Annotated in this window: 19 protein-coding genes and 3 tRNA genes; 15 read left to right on the plus strand and 7 right to left on the minus strand. The window is 55.2% G+C overall.

The window, feature by feature from the left end:
- Nucleotides 1-9 precede the first annotated feature (9 nt).
- Together ispE and lolB are read right to left on the minus strand one after the other, a co-directional pair.
- Nucleotides 10-891: a 4-(cytidine 5'-diphospho)-2-C-methyl-D-erythritol kinase gene (ispE, locus tag NH461_RS03770; protein WP_261601943.1), complete on the minus strand. Its 882-nt coding sequence runs from the start codon at nt 889-891 to the stop codon at nt 10-12.
- Between the two features lie 5 nt (nt 892-896).
- Nucleotides 897-1,478, minus strand: a complete 582-nt coding sequence (gene lolB, locus NH461_RS03775; RefSeq protein ID WP_261601944.1) for a lipoprotein insertase outer membrane protein LolB — start codon at nt 1,476-1,478, stop codon at nt 897-899.
- Nucleotides 1,479-1,767: 289 nt separating this feature from the next.
- On the opposite strand from lolB, the gene hemA reads away from it, so the two are divergent.
- The 7 genes from hemA to NH461_RS03810 all read left to right on the plus strand — a co-directional run bounded on the left by hemA (nt 1,768) and on the right by NH461_RS03810 (nt 8,817).
- Nucleotides 1,768-3,030 (plus strand): glutamyl-tRNA reductase, encoded by a 1,263-nt coding sequence (hemA, locus tag NH461_RS03780; protein ID WP_261601945.1) that lies wholly within the window; start codon nt 1,768-1,770, stop codon nt 3,028-3,030.
- Between the two features lie 54 nt (nt 3,031-3,084).
- Entirely contained in the window at nt 3,085-4,173 is a 1,089-nt protein-coding gene (prfA, locus tag NH461_RS03785; protein WP_261601946.1) for a peptide chain release factor 1, read from the plus strand.
- Complete coding sequence (prmC, locus tag NH461_RS03790; protein ID WP_261601947.1) at nt 4,173-5,021, plus strand: peptide chain release factor N(5)-glutamine methyltransferase; 849 nt, start codon at nt 4,173-4,175, stop codon at nt 5,019-5,021. The genes prfA and prmC overlap by 1 nt, the downstream gene beginning before the upstream one ends.
- A 13-nt stretch (nt 5,022-5,034) precedes the next feature.
- A complete protein-coding gene (locus NH461_RS03795; RefSeq protein WP_261601948.1) occupies nt 5,035-5,415 on the plus strand; it encodes a SirB2 family protein in 381 nt (126 codons plus the stop codon).
- 2 nt (nt 5,416-5,417) lie between these two features.
- Nucleotides 5,418-6,227 carry a SirB1 family protein gene (locus NH461_RS03800; protein ID WP_261601949.1) on the plus strand — a complete coding sequence of 270 codons (810 nt, stop codon included), beginning with the start codon at nt 5,418-5,420 and terminating at the stop codon, nt 6,225-6,227.
- Between the two features lie 72 nt (nt 6,228-6,299).
- Nucleotides 6,300-7,151, plus strand: coding sequence for a 3-deoxy-8-phosphooctulonate synthase (gene kdsA, locus NH461_RS03805; protein ID WP_261601950.1), 852 nt, complete (start codon nt 6,300-6,302; stop codon nt 7,149-7,151).
- Nucleotides 7,152-7,560: 409 nt separating this feature from the next.
- Complete coding sequence (locus NH461_RS03810; RefSeq protein WP_261601951.1) at nt 7,561-8,817, plus strand: aromatic amino acid transport family protein; 1,257 nt, start codon at nt 7,561-7,563, stop codon at nt 8,815-8,817.
- 102 nt (nt 8,818-8,919) lie between these two features.
- On the opposite strand, the gene NH461_RS03815 is transcribed toward NH461_RS03810, so the two are convergent.
- Entirely contained in the window at nt 8,920-10,803 is a 1,884-nt protein-coding gene (locus NH461_RS03815; RefSeq protein WP_261601952.1) for a methyl-accepting chemotaxis protein, read from the minus strand.
- A 446-nt stretch (nt 10,804-11,249) separates the two neighbouring features.
- Here NH461_RS03815 and NH461_RS03820 point away from each other — a divergent pair, with 446 nt between their 5' ends.
- Nucleotides 11,250-12,611 (plus strand): Na+/H+ antiporter NhaC family protein, encoded by a 1,362-nt coding sequence (locus tag NH461_RS03820; protein ID WP_261601953.1) that lies wholly within the window; start codon nt 11,250-11,252, stop codon nt 12,609-12,611.
- Nucleotides 12,612-12,934: 323 nt separating this feature from the next.
- Entirely contained in the window at nt 12,935-14,608 is a 1,674-nt protein-coding gene (ushA, locus tag NH461_RS03825; protein WP_261601954.1) for a bifunctional UDP-sugar hydrolase/5'-nucleotidase UshA, read from the plus strand.
- A 51-nt stretch (nt 14,609-14,659) separates the two neighbouring features.
- Here the strand turns inward: ushA and NH461_RS03830 are convergent, their stop codons facing one another.
- The gene (locus tag NH461_RS03830) at nt 14,660-15,997 is read right to left on the minus strand and encodes an IS4 family transposase (RefSeq protein ID WP_261600266.1); all 1,338 of its coding nucleotides are present in this window, start codon (nt 15,995-15,997) and stop codon (nt 14,660-14,662) included.
- 162 nt (nt 15,998-16,159) lie between these two features.
- Here NH461_RS03830 and ybaK point away from each other — a divergent pair, with 162 nt between their 5' ends.
- The 3 genes from ybaK (at nt 16,160) to NH461_RS03845 (ending at nt 18,277) form a co-directional block, all read left to right on the plus strand.
- Entirely contained in the window at nt 16,160-16,639 is a 480-nt protein-coding gene (ybaK, locus tag NH461_RS03835; RefSeq protein ID WP_261601955.1) for a Cys-tRNA(Pro) deacylase, read from the plus strand.
- 26 nt (nt 16,640-16,665) lie between these two features.
- Entirely contained in the window at nt 16,666-17,583 is a 918-nt protein-coding gene (locus NH461_RS03840) for a LysR family transcriptional regulator (protein ID WP_261601956.1), read from the plus strand.
- A gap of 79 nt (nt 17,584-17,662) precedes the next feature.
- Nucleotides 17,663-18,277: a LysE family translocator gene (locus NH461_RS03845; protein WP_261601957.1), complete on the plus strand. Its 615-nt coding sequence runs from the start codon at nt 17,663-17,665 to the stop codon at nt 18,275-18,277.
- A 93-nt stretch (nt 18,278-18,370) separates the two neighbouring features.
- Here the strand turns inward: NH461_RS03845 and smrA are convergent, their stop codons facing one another.
- Together smrA and NH461_RS03855 are read right to left on the minus strand one after the other, a co-directional pair.
- Nucleotides 18,371-18,952 carry a DNA endonuclease SmrA gene (gene smrA, locus NH461_RS03850; RefSeq protein WP_261601958.1) on the minus strand — a complete coding sequence of 194 codons (582 nt, stop codon included), beginning with the start codon at nt 18,950-18,952 and terminating at the stop codon, nt 18,371-18,373.
- Between the two features lie 125 nt (nt 18,953-19,077).
- On the minus strand, nt 19,078-19,218 hold the full coding sequence (locus tag NH461_RS03855) for a DUF3149 domain-containing protein (protein WP_261601959.1): 141 nt from the start codon (nt 19,216-19,218) through the stop codon (nt 19,078-19,080).
- A gap of 387 nt (nt 19,219-19,605) precedes the next feature.
- Here NH461_RS03855 and NH461_RS03860 point away from each other — a divergent pair.
- From NH461_RS03860 to NH461_RS03870, 3 genes are all read left to right on the plus strand, one after another.
- A tRNA-Pro gene (locus NH461_RS03860) sits at nt 19,606-19,682 on the plus strand.
- 239 nt (nt 19,683-19,921) lie between these two features.
- Nucleotides 19,922-19,998: transfer RNA gene (locus NH461_RS03865), tRNA-Pro, on the plus strand.
- A 240-nt stretch (nt 19,999-20,238) separates the two neighbouring features.
- Nucleotides 20,239-20,315: transfer RNA gene (locus NH461_RS03870), tRNA-Pro, on the plus strand.
- 690 nt (nt 20,316-21,005) lie between these two features.
- On the opposite strand, the gene NH461_RS03875 is transcribed toward NH461_RS03870, so the two are convergent.
- Complete coding sequence (locus tag NH461_RS03875) at nt 21,006-22,037, minus strand: hypothetical protein (RefSeq protein ID WP_261601960.1); 1,032 nt, start codon at nt 22,035-22,037, stop codon at nt 21,006-21,008.
- Between the last annotated feature and the right edge of the window lie 40 nt (nt 22,038-22,077).

Consider the following 22,077-nt stretch of genomic DNA (forward strand, 5'->3'; position numbering starts at 1 on the left):
AAGTTGTAGTTACTGACTATCCGTAGAGTATGCGTTCAAGGTGTTCAAGAGCGGAGATGTGTTAACACCTTTTGCGACGAATCCTTGGAGCCAGTCAGGTAGTTTTTTCAGCGTAGCATCGGCGGCCTGTTGGGTGCTAAATTCCGCAAACATGCAAGCGCCGGTGCCGGTCAATCTTGACGGCGCGTATTCTAACAGCCACAAAAGAGCCTTATCAACCTCAGGGTACACTCTTCGGACGATTTTTTCGCAATCGTTTTCGTAAACACCCGCCAAACGTGCTTCCAAGCTCATTTTTGCGCTGTTTCGCGGCAAATCCGGGTGGGTGAAAATATCGACAGTCGCGATACTGACCTCCGGTTTGACCACCAGATACCACTTCTCATGCGGTGTGGCCGGTTGCAAGACTTCGCCCACGCCTTCGGCAAAGGCGCTGAAGCCGCGGACGAACACCGGCACATCGGCGCCCAGTCGGAGGCCAATCTCGGCCAGTTCGTCATCACTCAGCCCGGTTTGCCACAGGTAATTGAGCGCCACCAGGGTGGTGGCGGCGTTTGACGAGCCGCCGCCGAGTCCGCCGCCCATCGGCAGCACCTTGTCGATTTCGATATCAGCCCCGGCGCGGATCCCGGCCGTGCGGCGCAGGGCATCAGCGGCGCGGTAGATCAGATTATCTTCAGTCGCAACACCGTCGATGTCCGGCAGCAGACGAATTTGATCTGAAGTATTGGCCGTAATGGTCAACGTATCCCCGAAGTCCAGGAACTGAAACAGGGTTTGCAGTTCATGGTAACCGTTCGGGCGACGGCCGGTGATATAGAGGAACAGGTTGAGCTTGGCCGGTGCCGGCCAGCGGGTGGTACGGGTAATCATCGTCGGATTCGTGCTCATGTCGGTTACTTGGAGTTCAGTTGCCATTCATTGATGACCAGCGTAATACGGAGGGTGTCCTGGGTCAGCTGCATGCGGCGCGGCAGCGCAGGCGTCACGGCGTCGTCGTATTCCAGATAATCCAGTTGCCAGAGCTGATCGCCAATCTGCTTGGCCAGGTACCCCACCCGGTTGTCGCTGTTGAGCTGATAGGTGTCAGCGCCGGTCGGCAGGCCGATCAGCCAGTGACGCATGTGTTCTATCGGCAAGTTGATATCGGTTAACTGATAGATCAGTTGCGAGGCATCGCGGCCCCGGTAGGTCTTGCCGTCATGGCCGAGCAGGGTGACCTGGCTTGGCGTGGCATCCAGCTTGAGCAGCGTCTTGCCGAGGAAATTGGTCAGCAGCAGGTGATCGGCGCCCGGGGTGGTTTGCCACATCAGGTTGGCGCCAAAACGCTTGGTGCCGCGATAGCCCAGCTTGCCTTTGGCCTGATAATGACTCAGCTGGGTCAGGCTGGTCTGGTGCGACGGCCAGTCGACGGCCGGGCGTTCCGGCTGGGTAGCGCAGCCGGCCAGCAGAGTCAGCAGCAGCGAAGAACCGGCCATGCGCCGGAGCCATTTACTGGCCGGTACTCGGGACAAGCGTGGCGAAAAACTTGAGAACATAACTTGTGATATACGAAATGAGTTTAGGCAAACAATAGCGATTCTTGAGCCATAATACCAACTGCGACAATGAATTGTTGAACTGATTAATTCCCCAAAAGGGTATTTGAATCACAACATTTGGCCAGGAATGCCATATTGATTACATGAGTATTCTTTTATTACGTTGGGGCATCAAGTAAAATCCCGGCCTGGATCTTTTTCACCGGCGAAGTGGTACACCGTCTCCATGACCTTGCTTGCATTAGGAATCAATCATAAAACAGCTTCTGTGGACTTGCGCGAACGGGTTGCATTCTCTCCGGAAAAGCTGACTCAGGCACTGCAGCAACTCGAAGCGCATCCGGATGTAACCAGCGGTGTGATCCTTTCGACCTGTAACCGTACTGAAATCTATTGTGACGTGGCCCACAGCGGTCCTGGCATCCTGATCGACTGGCTGACCAAGTTTCATCAGCTTAATGCCGAAGATCTGATGCCGAGCCTGTATTTCCATGAAGAGCAAGCCGCGGTCCGCCATTTGATGCGGGTCTCGTGCGGGCTCGACTCCCTGGTGCTGGGCGAGCCGCAAATTCTCGGCCAGGTCAAGCAGTCCTATTCGAATGCCCGGGAAAGTGAGGCCGTGAACGGCATGCTGGAAAAGCTGTTCCATAAATCGTTCACCGTGGCCAAGCGGGTGCGCACCGAAACCGACATTGGCGGCAATGCGGTTTCCGTGGCATTTGCAGCCTGTACCCTGGCGAAACAGATTTTTGAGTCCCTGTCGGAGGCGACCGTGTTGCTGGTCGGCGCCGGGGAGACCATCGAGCTGGTGGCCCGCCACTTGGCCGAGCAGGGGTGTAACCGCCTGATCGTGGCCAACCGGACCAGAGAGCGTGCCGATAACCTGGCGCAGGAGTTCGGCGCTGAGGTGATTGGCCTGCCGGAGATCCCTGAACACCTGCACCGGGCTGATATTGTGATCAGCTCAACCGCCAGCCCGCTGCCGATCATCGGCAAGGGGATGGTCGAAAAGGCGATCAAAGTTCGCCGTCATCAGCCGATGCTGCTGGTGGATATCGCGGTGCCGCGGGATATCGAAACCGAGGTCGGCGATCTCAATGACGCCTATCTGTATACCGTCGATGATTTGCAAAGCATCGTCGAGAAGAACCGCGAGCAGCGCAAGCTGGCGGCGATCCAGGCGGAAGCCATCGTCAGTGAAGAAAGTGCCGCCTTTATGAGCTGGCTGCGCTCGCTGGAAGCCGTCGACAGCATTCGTCAATATCGCTGTCATGCCGAAGAGATCAAAAGCGAACTGCTGACACGAAGCCTGCAGGCGATTGCCAATGGCAGCGAGCCGGAAAAAGTGCTGGCGGAGCTCAGCAACAAACTGACCAACAAACTCATTCACGCCCCGACCCGGGCGATGCAGCAGGCGGCCCATAATGGCGAGCCGGAGAAGCTGGCGGTGATCCGGGAAACGCTGGGGCTCGATCCCTTCAAGAATTAATATGAGGCAGGGCGAGTGCGTCCTGCCGTGATTCGGACATAAATTAAGTCAACTATGAAACCTTCAATTTTAGTGAAATTAGAAACGCTGGTTGAGCGTTACGAAGAAGTCCAGCACCTGCTGGGCGATCCTGATGTGATCGGTGATCAGGAGCGATTTCGTGCGTTGTCCCGCGAATATTCTCAGCTGGAGGAAGTGACCCAGTGCTTCCAGGCCTACCAACAGGCGAAAGAAAACCTGGAAACCGCTGAGGAAATGGCGAAGGAAGACGATCCGGATATGCGTGAGATGGCTTTGGAAGAAGTCAAAGAAGCCAAGGCGGACATTGAGCGCCTGGAAGATGAGCTGCAGGTGCTGCTGATCCCGAAAGATCCGAATGACGAGCGGAACTGTTTCATTGAAATTCGTGCCGGTGCCGGTGGGGATGAAGCGGGGATTTTTGCCGGCGACCTGTTCCGGATGTACAGCAAATACGCGGAAAGCCGCGGCTGGCGGATTGAAGTGATGAGCGCCAACGAGGCTGAGCATGGCGGTTATAAAGAAATGATTGCCAAGATCAGCGGCGAAGGCGCGTACGGGATCCTGAAATTTGAGTCCGGCGGTCACCGGGTTCAGCGTGTACCGGCGACCGAATCTCAGGGCCGGGTGCATACATCGGCCTGTACCGTCGCGATTTTGCCGGAGATCCCGGAAGCGGAGATCCCGGAAATCAATGCCGGCGATCTGAAAATCGATACCTTCCGCGCCTCGGGTGCCGGTGGTCAGCACGTCAATACCACCGACTCCGCGATCCGGATCACCCACTTGCCGACCGGGATTGTGGTTGAATGTCAGGATGAACGTTCGCAGCACAAGAATAAGGCCAAGGCCATGTCCGTGCTGGCAGCCCGGATCATCCAGGCCGAAGAAGAAAAGCGTCATGCCGAAGAAGCAAGCACGCGCCGCAATCTGCTGGGCTCGGGCGATCGCTCGGACCGTATCCGGACCTATAACTATCCGCAGGGCCGGGTGTCGGATCACCGCATTAACCTCACCATTTACCGCCTGAATGAGGTGATGGAAGGGGAGATTGATACCCTGATCCAGCCGGTGCTGCAGGAGTACCAGGCCGATCAGCTGGCTGCGATGGCCGAGCAGAGCTGATGGCGTTGAGCATTGAGGCGCTGCTGAAGCAGGCAGCGCAGCAACTGAGCGATGCCGGCTCCGACAGCCCGCAGATCGATGCTGCGGTGCTGTTGTGTCATGTGCTGGACAAGCCGCGCAGTTTCCTGCTGACCTGGCCGGAGAAAGTGCCGGAGCCGGCGCAGCAGGCTGCGTTTGATGCTTTACTGCAGCGCCGTCTTGCCGGTGAGCCGGTGGCGTATCTGGTCGGGGAGCGGGAATTCTGGTCGCTGCCGCTGAAGGTGGCGCCGCATACCCTGATCCCGCGTCCGGATACTGAACGTCTGGTAGAGCTGGCGCTGGAGAAAACCCCGGCGGGTCCGGGGGCGGTGCTGGATCTCGGTACCGGAACCGGTGCGATAGCGCTGGCAATTGCGTCCGAACGGCCGGATCTGACCGTTACCGGGATTGATTTGCGCCCGGAAGCGGCGGCGCTGGCGGGCGAGAATGGCGAACGCTTGCAGATCCGCAATACCCGCTTTTTGTCGGGAAGCTGGTATAGTCCCCTGGCGGCCGACGAACAATTTGCGGTGATTGTCAGTAACCCGCCTTATATTGATGCGGCCGATCCGCATCTGGCGCAGGGCGATGTTCGCTTTGAACCGAAAAGCGCGCTGGTGGCCGACGATCAGGGTCTGGCCGACATCCGCCACATCAGCGAGCAGGGCCGGCAGTTTCTGCTGCCGGGCGGCTGGCTGCTGATGGAACACGGCTTTGAGCAGGGAGTGGCCGTGCGGCATATTTTACAGAACCTGGGGTATTCGCAGATCACGACGGCGCAAGATTATGCCGGCCTGGATCGAGTCACCCTGGGTTGCTGGCAAGGATAGAGAGAGAAAAAGAATGTACGTTGCACTGAAACATATTCACATGGTTGCCATCGCACTGAGCGTGCTGCTGTTCATAGCGCGCTACGGCCTGATGATGGCAAACTCGTCACTGCTGGAGCGCAAAGCCCTGAAGATCACCCCGCATGTGGTGGATACCTTCATGTTGCTCAGCGGTGTGGCCCTGATTGCGGTGACCGGCTTTATCCCGTTTACCGAAGCCGGTGGCTGGCTGACCGAAAAACTGAGCTGCGTGCTGGCCTATATCGCGCTGGCATTCTTTACCCTGAAGTTTGGTAAGAACAAGGTCTTTAAGACCTTTGCCTTCTTGGGCGCACTGGGCTGGGTGGTCGCTGCAGGCAAGATTGCCGTTACCAAGACACCGTTTCTGGGGTGATCATGTTCGATATTGATTTCGACGAGCTGGAGCAGACGGCCCTGGTCGAAGGCGTGCTGGCAATGACGGCGGAGCTGGACCCGGGCTTTCCAATGGGCTGGGTCCAGTTACAACTGGAACGGTTGGCGCAGGAAGCGGAGCATGCCTTGATGGAGGAAGTGAATCCGCAGCTGCGTCTGGACGGCCTGATCCGCCTGTTTTACCGGGAATGGGGATTTCGGGGCGATCAGGACCAGTATTATGCGTCCCAGAACCTGTATCTGGATCAGGTGCTGGATCGCAAAATGGGGATCCCGGTGACCCTCGGTGCCGTGTTCTTGTATCTGGCCCGTCACCTGGAATTGCCGGTCAGCAGCGTTGGGTTCCCGACCCAGTATCTGATTAAGATCGACTGGCGGGATCGCGAGCCGCAGTATCTCAACCCGTTTGACGGGGAATACCTTAGCCGGCGGACGATGGCGGCCTGGCTGAAAGGGCACCGTGGCCCGTTTGCCGAGCTGCGTCGTGAGCACCTGGAAGAAGCCGACAACGGCGATATCCTGGCGCGCTGGCTGACGGTCATGAAAAGTGCCCTGCTGCGGGAAGAGCGTTATGCTGATGCGTTGCGTTGCAGCGATTTGGCGCTGGCGTTCCGTCCCGGCGACCCGCATGAGATCCGCGATCGCGGCTATATTTACCAGCAGCTTGACTGCAATCATGCGGCGGCGATGGATTATGAATATTTCATCGAGCAGTGCCCGGAAGATCCGGCAGCGAAGCTGTTGAAGCTGCAGGTGAAAGCCTTGCATGAAGAGCCGCAGGTCCTGCATTAGAGCTGAGTAGAATTTTGGGTAGCAGCTGAGACGGGCAGCTACCCGTACAACAGAATGAGAAGAGAGTTGATCATGGAACAAAAAGTTGTTCGAGTCGGCGATATTGAGGTTGCCAACGACAAGCCGTTTGTCCTGTTTGGTGGCATGAATGTCCTGGAGTCTCGCGATCTGGCGATGGCGATCTGTGAAAAGTATGTCGAAGTGACGGACAAACTGGGGATCCCGTACGTCTTTAAAGCCTCTTTCGACAAGGCGAACCGCTCTTCCGTGCATTCTTACCGTGGTCCGGGAATGGAAGAAGGTCTGAAAATCTTTCAGGAGCTGAAAGATACGTTCGGCGTGAAAATCATCACCGATATCCACGAGCAGTACCAGGCGCAGCCTGTGGCCGATGTGGTCGATGTGATCCAGCTCCCGGCTTTCCTGGCACGTCAGACTGATCTGGTTGAGACGATGGCTAAAACCGGCGCGGTGATTAACGTGAAAAAACCTCAGTTCATGAGCCCGGGCCAGGTCGGCAACATCGTCGAGAAATTTGCCGAGTGCGGCAATGAGCAAATTATCCTGTGTGAGCGCGGCGCGCTGCATGGGTACGATAACCTGGTTGTGGATATGCTGGGCTTCGATGTGATGAAAAAAGCCTCCAAGGGCAGCCCGATCATCTTTGATGTGACCCATGCGCTACAGTGCCGTGATCCACTGGGTGCCGCGTCCGGCGGCCGTCGGGAGCAAACGGTCGATCTGGCGCGTGCCGGTATTGCGACCGGGATTGCCGGCCTGTTTATGGAAGCGCATCCGAATCCGGATCAGGCTCGCTGTGACGGCCCGTCAGCCTTCCCGCTGGACAAACTGGAGCCGTTCCTGGCGCAGATTAAACAACTGGATGATCTGATCAAGAACTTTGCCCCGATTGACATTCAGTAATGGATGTCAGGCCCTGATGTTGCGCCCGGCGGCATAGGCGAGGCAAGGTTCTCGTGTTTTCGGGCTAATCTTTCATGATTGATATCAAGGGCTTGCGGGTAAGCGATCTCAGACCCGGCAGCGTAGGCTGCCGGGTCTTTTTTTGTGCGCTTCAACACCTGTATCGGTTTTATTTGGGAATGCGCCGCTTTTATTCCGAAAATATTTTTCAAAATGTAAAAATTCAGAGAATAACACTGCAAATATCGTCTATTTATAGTGCCATCGTACAGTGTGTATCTGATTGATGGACTATCCCCCTGGTGATGCCGGGAAACGGGAGTGTGATGTTTGCCAGGCTTGCGATGAGAATTTAATTCTGCACGGTTATACTCCTGCCGCTTAAAATTTTGAATGTGTAGGATGTTGCGTGGCATTATCTCAAAACAAAGCCCTGAGTCAGACAGGGGAAGCGGCTCCGCGCTGGAGTCAGCACGATACCAGCTGGATGCTGAGTTTATTTGGAACGGCCGTGGGGGCCGGGATTTTATTTCTGCCGATTAATATCGGGGTCGGCGGATTCTGGCCCCTGGTGATCATGGCCCTGCTTGCCGGGCCGATGACCTTTCTGGCACATCGCGGGTTAGCGCGGTTTGTCCTGTCTTCATCGCGCCCGGATGCAGATTTCACCGGTGTGGTCGAAGAGCATTTCGGGGCCGGTGCCGGTCGGCTGATTGCACTGCTTTACTTCTTGTCGATTTTTCCGATTTTGTTGATCTACGGGGTTGGCCTGACCAATACCGTCGAAAGCTTCCTGATCCATCAGCTGGGGATCATCCCGCCGTCGCGGGTGCTGCTCTCGGGCGGGCTGATCTTTGCCATGATTGCGATCATGATGGCCGGTGAGAAAGCCATGCTCAAAGCCTTCGCCGTGATTGTCTATCCGCTGGCCGCGATCCTGGCCGGGCTGTCTCTGTACCTGGTTCCGAGCTGGCAGCTTCCGGTGATGACGGCATGGCCGCAGTGGCAGGAGCTGTCGCTGACCTTATGGCTGGCGGTGCCGGTGACGGTATTCGCGTTCAGTCATGCCGCTGCCATTTCCAGTTTTGTCCATGCCCAGCGTCGCCATTACGGGGCGCAGGCAGACGTCAAGAGTGAACACATCTTGCGGCGCACCTCGGTGATGCTGATCGTCTTCGTACTGTTTTTTGTCTTTTCCTGTGTCCTGAGCCTGACTCCGGCGCAGCTGATGGAAGCCAAGGCACAGAACGTGTCGGTGCTGTCCTACCTGGCCAATGTGCACAACAGCCCGTGCATTGTTGCCCTGGGACCGTTGATTGCCTTTATCGCGATCACCTCGTCGTTCCTCGGGCACTTCATGGGGGCGCGCGAGAGCCTGAACGGATTACTGCACAAGCAAACCGGGATGGCCGTTGCCAAGCTGGATAAATTAGGGATTGTGCTGATGTTTCTGGCCATCTGGCTGGCGGCAGTGCTGAACCCGAGCATCCTCGGCATGATGGAGGCCCTGTCCGGCCCGGTGATAGCGATGATCCTGTTCATTCTGCCGATGGTGGCGGTTTACCGGGTCGAGGGGCTGAAAGCCTATCGCGGGCAGTTGAGCACGTATTTTGTGCTGGTGGTGGGGCTGCTGGCTGTCTCGGCGATCCTCTATCAGTTGCTTTAACTGCCTATTCCGTCATCCATCGGATGGGGAAAACAAAAAGGCTTGCCGCGGGGCAAGCCTTTTTTAGATCGCATCTTTTTGTTTCGCGTATTGAGAGCTGGGTTATAGCTTAAAGCGGTTGATTTCCTGTTGCAGCTCATGGGAGAGGTGCGACAGTTCTGCTGCCTGTTTCGCGGCTTCGTCCGCTTCCACCGCCAGCTCATTCGATACGTCACGGATCCCTTCGGTATTGCGGGTAATTTCCGAGGTGACGGACGATTGCTCTTCGGCAGCCGAGGCGATCTGGGTGGCCATGTCACTGATGTTGGTCACGGCGCTGTTAATCTGCGACAGGCTGGCCGAAGCGGCGTTGGCATCATCGACACTGGTCTCGGCCAGGCGACGGCTGTCTTCCATGATCCCGACGGCACGACCTGTGGTCTGCTGCAGGGTTTCAATCATTTGCTGAATTTCCTGCGTGGAAGCATGGGTCCGCTGGCTCAGCACGCGTACCTCATCGGCTACCACGGCAAATCCGCGGCCCTGCTCACCAGCACGGGCAGCTTCAATGGCCGCATTCAGCGCCAGCAGGTTGGTCTGCTCAGCAATGTCCTGGATGGTCGACAGGATGGTGTTGATACTCTGGGCATGGGTGTTCAGCTCGCCGATCACGCCGGTGGCCGTATCGACTTCGCTGGCCAGGCTGGTGATGGATTGTTGGCTCTGGCTGACCTGCTGGGCCCCGTGCTCGGACACATCCACAGTTTCACCCGAGGTGCGGGCTGTGTTGTCGGCGTTTCCGGCAATCTCCTGGGTTGCGGCGGCCATCTCGTTGATAGCGGTCGCGACCATGTTGATCTCATCCTGCTGGTGCTGGATGCGGGTGCTGCGCTCTTCTGCTTGCGAGGCCGTGATATGGGCCTGCTGGCTCAGGGCTGAAGAGACTTCGTTCAGGCGGCTGACCATGCCGTGCATGTTGCCGACAAACCGGTTGAAGTTGTGGGCCAGTTGGCCGACTTCATCGTCGCTGCGCGGCTCCAGGCGCTGGGTCAGATCCCCTTCACCGGTGGCGATTTCAGCCAGGGCTTGCGAGACGCGGCCGAGGTCGCGGAACAGGAAGCCGACCAGCCAGGCTACGGCAGCAACCACTGCCAGGGTAATGATAATCGAGGTGATGATCAGTTGGCTCAGCAGTTCGCTGTGGCTGGCTTCTTCCGTCGCGCGATCCAGCTCCAGGCCCAGGATCCACTCGGTGCCCGGTACGTTGGCAAAATACAGCAGTTTATCCTGGCCTTTGACCGTCGCTGCGGTAATTTCATGCGATTGAACGGCGGCGTTGATCGTCGCCATGCTGATGTTTTTGCTGTAGCGACTGATCGGCTGGAGTAGCAGAGACTTATCAGGGTGGGCTAGAAAAGTGTTGTCCTGCTTGTTGATCAGCATCGCAAAGGCATTGTCGCCGACATCCAGGTTGATCACATCGTTGATCAACTGGTCGATCAGCACGTCGGCACCGACCACGCCAACCAGGGAGCCGTTGTGGCGAACCGGCTCGGCAATCGTCACCAGCAGGGCATTGGTAATGGCATCTTTATAGGCAGTGGTAATCATCTGCTTGCCGGCATTTTGAGCATCCTGGTACCACGGGCGGGTACGCGGATCATAGTCGGCGCGATTACGCTCCGGGTGTGAACGGAACATCTCACCGGCCGGGGTGCCGAAGAAGATGTCGTCAAAGCCGCCGGCAATACGTGCCTGTTGCAGGTACGACACTTTGTCGGCTTCGGCAGTGTAATTGTTGAAGGCACTGGCAATGTTGCTGCGAATCGAAATCCATTCTGAAATACCATCCGTGGCCGCTGAAGAGATGCTCTGGGCACGGGCGTAGATACCGTTTCGGGTTTGATCAGCGAGTTGCTCAGCGGCCAGCCAGGTCAGAGCCGTCGCCATGATAACCACGGCGGATAAACTGGCCCCGATGAGCTTCTGCTTTAAAGATAATTTCATTGTTATCGATTCTCAAAAGACATAGGTATAGGGATTCGTCGGGCGGATTTTATCGATAATTTAAGCGACATGCACGAAAAAGTGACGCAGCTCATAATAATCATACAAATTACACAAATATTTCATTTAAATTGACGTAATTGTAAATAGGTTCGTCAACTTATTGACAGGTTGCAGGCGATATCCAATGGCTCAATTTGGGGAAAAATCGGCGTTTTGCGGCATACAATGTGATTTACGTGGGAAAGTCCATTTTATCGACATGATGAATGCGTGTGGGGAATATTATTGAACCAACAGGCGCAGTGATACCGGTTGATTATTGAGCGGAATACGATTTGCCGTCATCTGAGAAAACATCGGATGTTTAGACGTCTAGAAGTTGACACTGCTAGGTGGAAGCTCTAGGCTAGGGCAAATTTTAAAATAGATGTCCTGTAGTCATCATGCCGAACACAACACCACAATCTCACACGACCCCCGCGCCTTCTGCACTGGCACTATTGCCACTGGGTATATTTCTGGCCCTGTTCATTGGCGTCGGAAGTTACCTGACCCTGCAAGGCGTCGATTTTGCCTTTTATCAGCTCCCGGCACCGGTCGCCGCGCTGCCGGCAATTATGGTTGCCCTGCTGCTGAGTAAAGACACCTTGAATAAGGCGATTGAGCAGTTCCTGCGGGGCGTAGGCCATGGGGATATCATCGCGATGTGCATGATCTATCTGCTGGCCGGTGCTTTTGCTGCGGTTGCCAAAGCGACCGGGGGGGTGGATGCGACGGTGAACCTGGGGCTATCGATGCTGCCGGCCAGTCTGATCCTGCCGGGGATCTTTGTGATTTCAGCGTTTATTGCCACTGCAATGGGAACGTCGATGGGGACGATTGCGGCGGTGGCGCCGGTTGCCCTGGGGATCGCCGAAGCGGCAGAGATGGACGTGGCCCTCACCGCCGGGGTGGTGCTCAGTGGTGCGATGTTCGGTGATAACCTGTCGATTATCTCGGATACCACCATTGCCTCGACCCGCTCGCAAGGCTGTCAGATGAAGGACAAGTTCCGCGAAAACATTCGCATTGCGCTGCCAGCGGCAATCGCGGCAATCGCGTTGTTTATGATCAGCAGCACCCCGAGCCAGGTTCCGGCTGCTGAAGCAGTCGAGTGGCTGAAAGTTCTGCCGTATATCGTAATTCTGGTGCTGGCGGTGTCCGGGGTGAACGTTTTCGTCGTACTTGGTCTGGGCATTCTGCTGGCCGGGAGCGTTGGTTTGATGACGAACCCGGATTACAGCCTGGCGACTTATGGTCAGGATATTTATGCCGGCTTTGGCAATATGCAGGAAATCTTCCTGTTGTCGATGTTGATTGGCGGGATCAGTGAGCTGATGCGCCAGCAGGGTGGCCTGGCCTTTTTGACGCAACTGATCAGTAAGGTGATCCGGGTGTTCGGCAAGGCGCACAGCCAGAGCCAGAATCTGCGCGCCAGTGAGCTGGGGATTGCGTCGCTGGTCAGCCTGACCAACTGCTGTACCGCCAACAATACGGTCGCGATTATCGTTTCCGGTGGCGTTGCTAAAGAGCTGGCCGTTGCGCATGGGGTGACGCCGCGCCGCGCTGCCAGTTTGCTCGATATCTTCTCTTGTGTGATTCAGGGCGTATTGCCGTATGGCGCGCAGGCATTGCTGCTGGGCTCCGTTTTTGGTCTGTCGCCGTTGGCTGTGGTCAGTCATTCGTATTATTGCTTTTTCCTGGCAATTGCCGCGATGGTGGCGGTGTTTGTCAAGCATCCGGCCCGACAACCGGTTTGTGCGTAACGCCACAAAAAATCCCGAAACCCGGTCTGATGCCCTGCAATTGCAGGGCATTTTTTTGCGTTTAGCCCGCTGTTTGAGAAATTTCATGCGTTGTAAGGTGATCTAGTCAACAGATTTATGAAATCAACAGAAAAGTGCTCAGGGATTATTTTAAACTTGCGCCATTGTTTGAATATAAACAGCCGCTTAAAACTTTATCTCAAGGATGAACGGTGGCAGTGGTTACGTCAGGTTGAGCGCTGTGATGTGCGGGTTTTCGGGCACGGAAGTCCGACCGGTGCGCGGTCTGGCCAATAAAACGAAGAATGGTTAAGGGGAATCCCATGAAGCAACGCTTATTTGCTAAAACAGCATTAACGGCAGCCGTCCTGGCAACCTTGTCGGGTTGTGCCAATCAGGCTGATGTCACAGAGCCATCCTGGCAGGCGGATACAACATATAAGCTGACCATTCTGCACACCAACGATCACCACGGTCGTTTCTGGCAGAACAAATACGGCGAGTATGGCATGGCTGCGCGCAAGACCTTGCTGGATCAATTGCGGGCCGAAGTCGAAGCGCAGGGCGGCACGGCGTTGCTGCTTTCGGGAGGTGACATCAATACCGGTGTACCGGAGTCGGATCTTCAGGATGCGGAGCCGGACTTCAAAGGCATGAACATGCTGGGCTATGATGCGATGGCGTTGGGGAACCACGAGTTTGATAACCCGCTGGAAGTGCTGCGCAAGCAGGAAGCCTGGGCTGATTTCCCGATGCTGTCGGCGAACATTTACGACAAAGCCACCGGCGAGCGCCTGTTCCAGCCTTACCAGATTTTTGAGCGCCAGGGCATGAAGATTGCGGTGATCGGTCTGACCACGGAAGATACCGCGAAGATCGGTAACCCGGAATACATCGGCGGTATCGATTTCCGCGATCCGAAAGAAGAAGCGCAGAAACTGATCAATGAGCTTCAGGCCACCGAGAAACCGGATGTGATCATTGCGGCGACGCATATGGGCCACTACGAAAACGGCAACCGCGGCGTGAATGCCCCGGGCGATGTGGCACTGGCACGTTCGTTGGAAGCGGGTGATCTGGATATGATCGTCGGTGGTCACTCCCAAGAGCCGGTGTGCATGGAAGGTCCGAACATGTACAACAAGCAGTTCAATCCGGGGGATGAATGTAAGCCGGATCAGCAGAACGGCACCTGGATCGTGCAGGCGCACGAGTGGGGCAAGTATGTCGGCCGCGCGGATTTCGAATTCCGTAACGGTGAGCTGCAGATGGTGAGCTACGATCTGATCCCGGTGAACCTGAAGAAGAAGGTGAAACTGGCTGACGGTAGTAAGCAACGCGTCTTCATTGAAGATGAGATTGCCGAGAACCAGGAAGTGAAAGCCTTCCTGCAGCCTTACCAGGATCGCGGTCAGGCCCAACTGAACATCAAGATTGCAGAGTCGAACGGTAAACTGGAAGGGGATCGCAACAAGGTTCGTTTCCAACAGACCAACCTGGGTCGCCTGATTGCGGCTGCTCACATGCAGCGTGCCAAAGCGGACTTCGCGGTGATGAACTCCGGTGGGGTGCGTGACTCGATTGCCGGCGGCGATATCACGTATAAAGACGTGCTGACGGTTCAGCCGTTCGGCAACATCGTGACGTACACCGACATGAACGGTGCGGAAGTGATGGATTACCTGAATGTGGTCGCGACCAAGCCGACGGATTCTGGCGCTTATGCTCAGTTCTATGGCATCTCGATGAAGGTTGCGAATGGCAAGGTCAGCAATGTGAAGATTGGCGGCAAAGCGCTGGATCTGAACAAGACTTACCGCTTCACCATCCCGAGCTTCAATGCGGCGGGCGGTGACGGCTATCCGAAACTGAATACCCATCCGGGTTATGTGAATACTGGGTTTGTGGATGCGGAAGTGCTGAAAGACTTCCTGGAAGCAAACAGCCCGGTGGATGTGAACGTGTTCGCACCGAAAGGCGAGATTACCTATAAGTAACTGATCATGAGTCAGTAACCTGCAAAGCCCTGGTTCGTACCGCAATGCAGTTCACTTAAGCGGAGCGGCATGGCGATTAACCGGATAGCGGGTCTTTGATATCTTAACTGCCCTGGGCCTAGATGGCCTGGGGCGATTTTCCTTGAAGAGCACGGACAGGTCCCCCCGTAGTGCCTTTAGCCTCTTGGGCGTGTTTCCCGGTGACAGTGCCTTACTCATTACCCTGAGCTGACTTGCAATAAACTGGCAGGCGTACTTGAAGCTTATTTCTGTGGGGGCTCTGTCATGCGCCACAGCCGCCTGGCTTGCCTCTCTCCTGACCAGGTTGTAGCCGAGAAGCAACCCCCATAACTCTTGATAAACCAGCTCGACCGTTTTGCTCCGCAAGGTAAGAGAATTGTGCTGCATGGAGCTCTTTATATCGCGGTAGCCCAGTTCAATCTCCCAGCGTTCGTGGTATAGGGTGGCAACCTGCTCGGCGCTGTACATCTCTCTTGGCAGGGAGGTGAAAACCGTTTTCTCTTTCCCGTCTACCTCATAGGTGACTGCCCGTACCTGCCATTTCTCAGGAAGGGTCGGATTCTTCTTTCTCGCTTGGGGCGAGACCTTCATCTCGATAAGGTTGTCATTGGTTTCCTCCTCGTCGAGAAGTGTGTATACCACGCCTTTTTTAGCAGGAATAAGCCAATGTCGGTTTGCCCCGCTGGCAGAGATGCCCAGCAACAGGCTTGCTCCGTAAAATCCCTTATCCAGCAAAGTCACCGAGTTATCCGGCAGCGAGTTGATAAAGGGTTGGGCCAGCGGTATTTCACCTCGGCGATAAGGGCTGATATCGGCATCAATGATGATATGGGAACGCACGTTCATCATGGTGACAAGACGGAGTACAGGGTAAGGTGTCTGGCGCTTTCCGGATGTGTTTCCCGAACCGAAGTGTTCGCGAAGCCCGGGGGTATCCGGGGTCCTGAACAGAGCCCCATCAACAGCAAAAACCTGAAGTTTATTCCAGCTGTCTTCCGGGTACCTTTCTTTACCCCATACCTGAGCACACTGTTTGAACAGCCATTTAGGCGCTTCCTTTCCCAGTCGCTGACGGGCTTGTGTCAGAGCACTCTTGGCCAGGAGTTCCTCGTTTGCCAACCCTTCGGCACAGACATTCATACGGCGGGCCACTTCAGCTATAGGCTCATTGCGGAAAAAGGCCATACCGACAATAAGCCAGAGCACCATATCACTGGGGAGCCGTCTTCGTCTGATGGTTGCCTGAGTCGATAAAGATGTAGCTCTGGCAACCCACTCGTCGGGAACGTGTTCAGAGAAAGTGGTCAGCTGGGAGATATCGACAGGAGACTCTTCAAGAAAATCTGTGAGTGCGGAAGCTAAGGGCATAAAAAAACCGGAAACCAGTAAATGATTTCCGATTCTGACGCATCAGAAGGATCAGTCAACCGATCCTTAACTGATCAGCATTGTGGTTCGTACCGGGGCTTTTTTCTTGCGGTCAGGTTGGCTATATTGATGCCATCACCCACAGCCAATGATAACTGATCCATGACACCGGCCATTAACCTCGCCAAAAAGAAGAAAATTTCCTATACCGTTCACCAGTATGATCATGATCCGGCCAATACCAACTTCGGCCTGGAGGCGGCCGATGTACTGGGCCAGGACCCGAATCGGGTATTCAAAACGTTGCTGTTTGCGCTCAATGGCGATCCGAAAAAACTGGCCGTGGCGATTGTTCCGGTCGCCGGCATGCTGGATTTAAAAGCAGCTGCCAAAGCGGCAGGCGGCAAGAAAGCCGATATGGCCGATCCGCAAATTGCCGAGAAAACCACTGGGTATATTGTCGGCGGGATCAGCCCGTTGGGTCAGAAAAAACGCCTGCCGACCTTTCTTGATGCCTCTGCCGAGCAGTTTGAGACCATTTGTGTCAGTGCCGGGCGTCGCGGGCTGGAGATTGAACTGGCGCCGCAGGATTTGCTGGCGCTGACCCAGGGACAATTCGCACCGCTGGCGAAAACGACCTGATCGCTCGCCGCTGCACTTGAGGTTGTATGGAAAAACCGATGAACCTGAACCTGCTGCGAACCCTGCAGGTGCTACTCGATGAATGCCATGTCAGCCGGGCTGCGGAACGGTTACATCTGACCCAGTCGGCAGTCAGTCGGCAGTTGACCCAGTTGCGGGGGCTATTCGACGATCCGCTGCTGGTGCGCGAAGGTAACCGGTTGTTGCTGACCCCGAGGGCCGAGCAGCTCAAGCTCAAGCTGGATGGCGTCCTGGCGGAATGTCAGGGGCTACTGGTGAACCGGACGTTTGATCCCGGCGCGTGGCAGGGGCGTGTGGTGCTGGCTTCTTCTGATTATGTCGCCCAGTACATCCTGCCGGATATCGTGGCGCAATTTCAGCACGCCGCACCCCGGCTCCGGGTGAGATATCAGCTCTGGTCGCCGGAGCAACTGGCGCAGTTGGGGGAGCTCAATATTCACCTGGTTTCGACCATGCTGCCGGCAATCCCGCCGGGGTTGTGCGGGCGAGCGATTGGCGCCGATCAGCCCGTGTGTGTGATGCGCCGGGCCCATCCGCTGGCGCTTGAGCCGCTGACTTTAAGTGCATTTACCCGGTATCCGCATGTGAAAGTCTCTGGCGGGGGGGATAAGGACAGCTTTGTCGAACGCCATTTGAGCGGAGAAGGACTGGCGCGGCAGATCCAGTTTACGGTGCCGTTTTTCGGCTCCGCGTTTGAGACCGTGAGCCGGACCGATATGCTGATGGTGATCCCCGAGCATATTGCCCGCAATATGAGCCAGCTGTTTCCCATCACCTATCAACCGCTGCCGTTTGCTGTGCCGGAGCATCAATATTGGTTGCTGTGGCATCCGCGTTTTGAAACCGATCCGGCCCATCAGTGGTTGCGCAACCAGGTACTGACGATTATGCAAGGCTCGATGTACTCCATCACTATGACTTAAAATCATAAAGGCGATGATTTCTTTTGATTTCAGTAAATGCCCTCAGGCTGCTACTTTAGTTTTTTTAAAGGAGTAGAAGATGACAATCAGTATCTGGCTTTCGCTGTTGATGATTTGCATGCTCGGAGCCATGTCCCCGGGCCCCAGTCTGGCTGTGGTGGCGAAACATAGTTTATCCGGCGGGCGGTTGCACGGCGTCGTGACGTCCTGGGCCCATGCGTTCGGGGTTGGGGTTTATGCCCTGCTCACATTGCTGGGCTTGGCCGTAGTGCTGAAGCAGTCGCCAACCCTGTTTATGGTGATCACTTACGCTGGTGCTGCGTATTTGGCCTATCTGGGCGTCAATGCCCTGCGCTCCAAAGGTGGCGTGGCCGCAAAACTCGCGGCGGGAACGCCGGTCAGGTTGGGCGTTGCGGCACGGGATGGCTTAATGATTTCCATCCTGAACCCGAAGCTGGCACTGTTTTTCCTGGCTTTGTTCAGCCAGTTTGTCGCCGTCGGCACAGAGCTGTCGAGCCGGGCAATTATTGTCGCCACCCCGCTGCTGGTGGATGGCTTGTGGTACACCCTGATTGCGCTGGTGCTGTCCAATCCTAAGGTTCTGGACAAGCTGCGGATGAAAGCCCAATTGATTGACCGGCTTTCCGGGGTGGTGCTGATCCTGCTGGCACTGCGGGTGGTGATCCAGGCTTAAGCGGAATTTCATGGTAGCTGCGGGCTGGATGAAGAGAAACAGAGGCGCTTCGGCGCCTCTGTTGTCAGCGGACGGCTTGCTGTGCGCGAAAGGTTAGCGCTGGCGTCGTTGGTGTCGCTCGCGGTTTTCCAGTTTACGCTCCTGGCTTTTCTTCAGCATGACATAGAGTGCGCCGGTTCCGCCGTGCTGGCGCAGGGCAGAATGAAAGCCCATCACATCGGTAATCTGGGTCAGCCAGCTGGCAACAAAGCTTTTCATGAGGGCCGGAGGGTTGGAGCGCTCCCCTTTACCGTGCACGATGATAACGGTACGAATATCCATCCGCTGACACTGCTTGAGAAATTGCAGTACTTCATCACGGGCTTGCTGGAGTGTTTTTCGATGCAGATCCAGTCGGGCCTGGAGCTCATATTTGCCCAGCCGCAGTTTGCGAAAAACGCCTTCCTGGACGCCGTCACGCTTGAACTCGATCATATCGTCGGGCTTGAGCATTTCCGCATGGTCGATGGATAAATAGTCGGGGTCACTTTTCGTTAACGTCTGGGCAGCCAGACGCCGGGCAAGGTGTGCCTCAGAGGTTTGATGTTTGGGTCGGCTCTCAATCTTGTCTTGTTTGATCGGGGAGACATCGGCCATCATCTCACGAAAGAGATCCAGTTCATCAGAATCAGACATGGTGTTCAGGGAATTGACTAGTGGGATATTGGTAAGTATACCAAGAGCTTTCCGGGACCAAAAGAAGTCCAGGGTCAAGACCGACAGATTGACCCTGGTGCAAGCCGACGGCTGTGCAAATGGCTCTAGTGAGGAGAAGAGGACGACATTGTTTTATAGATAAAGTAGCCGCCGAAAAATAACATCAAGCCTAATGCGCCAAAGATCACGATCATTGATGAGAGGCCAACGGCGTTGCCAAATAAAAGATCCAGCCAAAAATCCATATAGAGTCCCTAGGTCGTGAGGTAGTGGTCATAAGATAACGAATGCAACCAATTTGTTATGCTGATCTGGATCAATGGTCGATGTGATGTTTCTAGCATGTGCCGGAAGTTGCGGTTTGGATCACTAAACATCGGTGTCAGGGGCGTGAAATCGCCAAATTTGCTGCATCCTTGAGCAATCGAATCCTGAACTGAAATCTTCCTGTAAAAAAGTCCGGTCAGGGGCTTGCGTAAATTTTTTTGCTTAGTAATATAAGCGGCCTCAGCAACGAGATAGCTGAGAATAAAGTCGGTGAATAGCGCAGTTTGGTCGCGCATCCCAGGGTTTTGGGAATAGCGGACCAGAGGGCGACCCTCGGACAGGGTTCACCATTGTCCAACGATTGTCGGTGAATAGCGCAGTTTGGTAGCGCATCTGGTTTGGGACCAGAGGGTCGGGGGTTCGAATCCCTCTTCACCGACCACTAATTTAAAACTTGAGTTTTCGAACTGAAGTTTGTATCTGTCGGGCATAGTGCCCGAAGGTCGGGGTCTGGGAGCCCAGCCGCATCGCTCCCTCTTCACCGACCACTCTTTCAGTGGTAAGTTATAAGCGTATCACTATCGTCGGTGAATCACGCAGTTTGGTTGTGCATCTCAGGATTTTGAGAATAGCAGACCAGAGGGCGACCCTCGGACAGGGTTCACCAGAGTCCACGATTGTCGGTGAATAGCGCAGTTTGGTAGCGCATCTGGTTTGGGACCAGAGGGTCGGGGGTTCGAATCCCTCTTCACCGACCACTAATTTAAAACTTGAGTTTTCGAACTGAAGTTTGTATCTGTCGGGCATACTGCCCGAAGGTCGGGGGCTGGGAGCCCAGCCGCGTCGCTCCCTCTTCACCGACCACTCTTTCAGTGGTAAGTTACAAACGTATCACTATTGTTGGTGAATCACGCAGTTTGGTTGTGCATCTCAGGATTTTGAGAATAGCGGACCAGAGGGCGACCCTCGGACAGGGTTCACCAGAGTCCAACAATTGTCGGTGAATAGCGCAGTTTGGTAGCGCATCTGGTTTGGGACCAGAGGGTCGGGGGTTCGAATCCCTCTTCACCGACCAGCATTAGAAACCCTAGCTTTCGAGCTAGGGTTTTTTTCTATCTGCCATTTGATGCGTTGGTTAACGGTAAGCGCCGGGACGAGTACGGAAGGCCGCCCCGTTCGAATCCCTCTTCACCGACCAGCATTAGAAACCCTAGCTTCCGAGCTAGGTTTTTTCTATCTGCCATTTGATGCGTTGGGTAACGGTAAGCGCCGGGCCGGGTACGGAAGGCCGCCCCGTCCGAATCCCTCTTCACCGACCACCATTAGAAACCCTAGCTTTCGAGCTAGGGTTTTTTTCTATCTGCCATTTGATGCGTTGGTTAACGGTAAGTGCCGGGTCGGGTACGGAAGGCCGCCCCGTCCGAATCTTTCTTCACCGACCACCATTAGAAACCCTAGCTTTCGAGCTAGGTTTTTTTTCTATCTGCCATTTGATGCGTTGGTTAACGGTAAGTGCCGGGTCGGGTACGGAAGGCCGCCCCGTCCGAATCTTTCTTCACTGATCGCGATACGAAGCCACGGTCATTCGAACGGGGCTTTTTCCGTTTGGAGTGTTGGGGTTAGTCCCCTTGGACAAGGTTCATCCAGCCCAAAGATTGTCGGTGAATCGCGTCGTTTGAAAGCTTCTGGGAGTTCTGGGGGCAGATTGCTGCTGACAGATAAAAAAAACAGCCCGGTGTTCGGGCTGTTTGCATCAGACATTGAATTAGCGGGATTCTAACCAGCGTGGAATTACAGTGGCGTATGTTTGCTGGAATTGAGCAAAGCTGGTGACTTCGCCATTGGCTTTAGCACTGATCTCGTCAAAGCGGGCAGCAAAGGCTGCTTCGAGCTCGTTGGACATGACGCAATCACCGGTGTAATTGACACCATCGCCCGCAAAGCCTTCACAGCCATTCTGGGTTGGTGTGCTGTTGACGTGCCAGCGATCGCTCTGGAAGAACGCCTCGACATAACCCGGTCCCCAGCCTTTTTCCGCCAGGTAATGAATTGTAGTGGCGAACAGATCATAGTCTTCATACCCGCTCAGGTTACCTGTGGCCATATCCAGCATAGTGTTGTTATATTTCTCGTGCTTGGCATGCCAGGTGCCAAGCGCCATCGGTTGCTTGCCGGTAATGACTTCCGCCATGCCTTCCACAAACCAGCTTGGATTGATGTTGTAGCCGCGTTGGTTGCCGTTCATCTGGGAATCAATGATGTGGGCCAGTTCATGCTTGAGCAGGCCGAACTCGTAGACGCCACCGTGGGTGTTGCGCTGGAACGCACTGATTTCACTGCCCTGACCACCCGCGACCGAGTTGGTGCCTTCTTTCAGACAGATCCCCAGTTTATTGAGGTGGCTGTGCTTGATCAGGGCTGCCGGTGCCAGATTCAGGTGGCTGGCGATCATCTCCAGGCTGACTTCAGCAATGGCCGCGATGCGCTGCATGTCGGCCAGTGGGATGTTGTCATTTTCACCGGCGATTTCAAAATGCGCACTGGTATATGCCGGCCGTGCGCTACAGTCCACCATAATATTATTTGAGCGATCAATATACAGCCCGCTATCCAGGCTGGCGCTTTTTGGGGCCAGGGACGGGACGGCATTCATACGTTGTTGGATTTCGGCAAATGACGTGCTGTCAGTTGCGCCCCAGCCCAGGGATTTACCATTGACGCTGCCATTTTCGTCTTCTTCACCACATCCGGTCAACGCCAGGACTACGGATAAAGCCAGTAAAGATGTTTTGTTCATGTAAACCTTTGAAATCATGCATATATGAGGTTTACATCAT

It is taken from the genome of Photobacterium sp. TY1-4, from assembly GCF_025398175.1.
In the GTDB taxonomy this organism is placed as follows: Bacteria; Pseudomonadota; Gammaproteobacteria; order Enterobacterales; family Vibrionaceae; genus Photobacterium.